The 2,505-nt window shown below is 45.7% G+C and carries 2 protein-coding genes; one reads left to right on the forward strand and one right to left on the reverse strand.

Features of this window, described 5'->3' with window-relative positions:
* Positions 1–53: 53 nt before the first annotated feature.
* Positions 54–1,262 (reverse strand): GAF domain-containing protein, encoded by a 1,209-nt coding sequence (locus C7B77_RS28100; protein ID WP_106312842.1) that lies wholly within the window; start codon positions 1,260–1,262, stop codon positions 54–56.
* Between the two features lie 549 nt (positions 1,263–1,811).
* Here C7B77_RS28100 and C7B77_RS28105 point away from each other — a divergent pair.
* Positions 1,812–2,505: histidine phosphatase family protein (locus tag C7B77_RS28105; RefSeq protein WP_146138578.1), on the forward strand; the 694-nt coding region annotated here is incomplete at its 3' end.

Here is a 2,505-nt window from a genome sequence, read left to right on the forward strand (position 1 = left end):
TTGGCATATGCTATATTACTTTATTCTCAAAAAGCTCTCTTCTAATCATATGGTTATTTGTGCCGCTCAGTACTAGTGCGTTCGTTAACTCGCCGTTCGAGATTTTGGCTATGCCACAGACTCGCTGCATATAACTCTGCGCGATCGATCGCTAAGGCTAAATGTTCGGCTACCTTTTGGAGAAATTGCGTTTCTCGGACTTGCCAGTGCCGTGAAGAGTGGCATTGATGCGCGATTAATAAACCCCACAATTGGGTATTAACGACAATCGGTACGACTAATTTAGATTTGATTTGCGATCGCTCCATCAAATCCAACATACATCGATCGGCAGCATATTCTCGATCGACATTATCGATCGCTTTAGTCATGCCATCTCGATACTTTTGCCATAATTGCCGATCGTCGAAGCAATTTTCTCGTTCGGAAACATTTAAAACCGACTGAAGATTGGCAGCTCCAATCGACTCGTAGGCAACTCTTCCGGCACTGCAAGCTGCATCAAAATCTTTAGAATTAGCTTTCTTATCGAATTCAAACTGATAGATAATTAAGCGATCTGCATGTAAAAATGTTTGTACCTGTTCGACTGCCGATTGCAGCGTAGCAGCCAGATCGAATGTTTGATGAATTTGGGTGATAACCCGATCGAGTAAATTAGCTTGCGCTATTTGTTGTTGTAGTTCGATCTCGCGCCGATCGAATGCCATACTGGCTGATGCTTGTCGATCGGTTGCTAGCGATGTCACTAAGTATAAATCTGGAGATAGAGCAACGCGGGCGGATTTCTGGCTGTCAGCAATTGCCAATACACTCGCACTCATTTGGGCAAAATGGTTTTCGAGATAGCGATCGTTGACAAAGTTCGGCTCGCCAATAAATGGTAATATTGCAGGGATATTTGGAATTAACGGCCTGAAAAACCGCTCGATCGCAGTCGCTGAAAAAGTAATCTCGATCTCGATCTGCTCTAGTTCCGACTCACATACTATGGTGCCAATGAGTAAAGCTTGAAACCGCTCGGAGCAAAGCAGTAAAAACCGGGGTAAATTCTCCAGTAAATCTCCCCTCAGATCGGGTATTTCATTACTCGCCAAGCTACTCCGATCCGATAGGACAGCGTAGCTATCGGGCAAATCGGCATTGCTAACACAGCAGACGGAAGATTCGATCGTCTGTGCCATTTGTTGCCACAAACCATGTAAGGTCTCAAAGGTATGGAGAGTGTAACAACCACCGATAGTTGAGGTCAAATTAGACATTTGCGAAGCTGACGCTACTGTGGGGAATCGATCTAAGCACAAGGCTCGATAAAAACAAAGAAATAATTAAGATATGAACTGAAAGTGTCGATCGGGAAAAATACTCGATCGGTAGCGATCGGTTGACTATTGCTCTAAACTCCGAGATGGCGCAATAGTAGGGCATCTGCAACGGTATTAATTTTAGCTTATTCGGTTAACTAGCTACTAGTTTAGCCCGATCTACACTGTTTTAAAGCAATACACAATGTACATCATCGGAATCGTTACGTCAAAGGCTTTAGGCTTTAGGTTTTAGGCTTTAGGCTTTAGGCTTTAGGCTTTAGGCTTTAGGTTTTAGGTTTTAGGCTTTAGGCTTTGGGTTTTAGGCTTTAGGCTTGGGATTCTATGTAGTCGATAGTGGATAGTACCGACAACCTCATCCTGCCAATCCTGCAAGGTTGTGCTGTCTTGTCCTGTCTCGCTAAACTGTCGGGAAACCCGACGATCGCGCATCCGCTAAGTCCTCAAATCCTGATAAAATTAGTCAGCTAGTAGAGGACAAGACCTTTGAGTACGCGAGTTATCATTTTACGACACGGACAGAGTAGCTATAATAGCCAAGGACGCATTCAAGGGCGCAGCGATTTATCGATTCTGACCGATCGGGGTGTCGAAGATGCTAGGCTTACCAGCGAAGCATTTCAGGGCTTAAAATTTGACAAGGTTTACTGTAGTCCCCTGCAACGCGCGCAGCAGACAGCAACCACCGTGCTGACTGGGTTAGGACAAATCGATCGACTTCAGACTGACGATCGATTATTAGAAATCGATCTGCCATTGTGGGAAACCCTGTTCAATCAGGAAGTGCGTGAGAAATATGCCGAGCAATATCAAGCTTGGAAACAACGTCCCCACCAGTTAAAAATGACTTTGCCGCAAGCTGATGGCAGCGAGCGCGAGTTCTTCCCCGTTTTGGCGTTGTACGAGCAAGCCACGAACTTTTGGCAATCAATCCTGCCGCAGCATCAAGGACAAACGATCTTAATCGTGGCGCATAACGGCATCAATCGCGCTTTAATTAGTACGGCATTGGGCATCAAGCCGGAACTGTATCACAGCATCCAGCAGTCGAATTGCGGCATCTCCGTCCTGAATTTTAGCGGCGATTGGGGCGACCGCGTGCAGTTAGAATCGCTCAATCAAACCAGTCATCTCGGTCAAAAATTACCAACCCTGCGTCCCCAAAATCAAGGGCCGCGCT

The sequence above is a fragment of the Chamaesiphon polymorphus CCALA 037 genome, assembly GCF_003003845.1.
Lineage (GTDB): Bacteria > Cyanobacteriota > Cyanobacteriia > Cyanobacteriales > Chamaesiphonaceae > Chamaesiphon > Chamaesiphon polymorphus.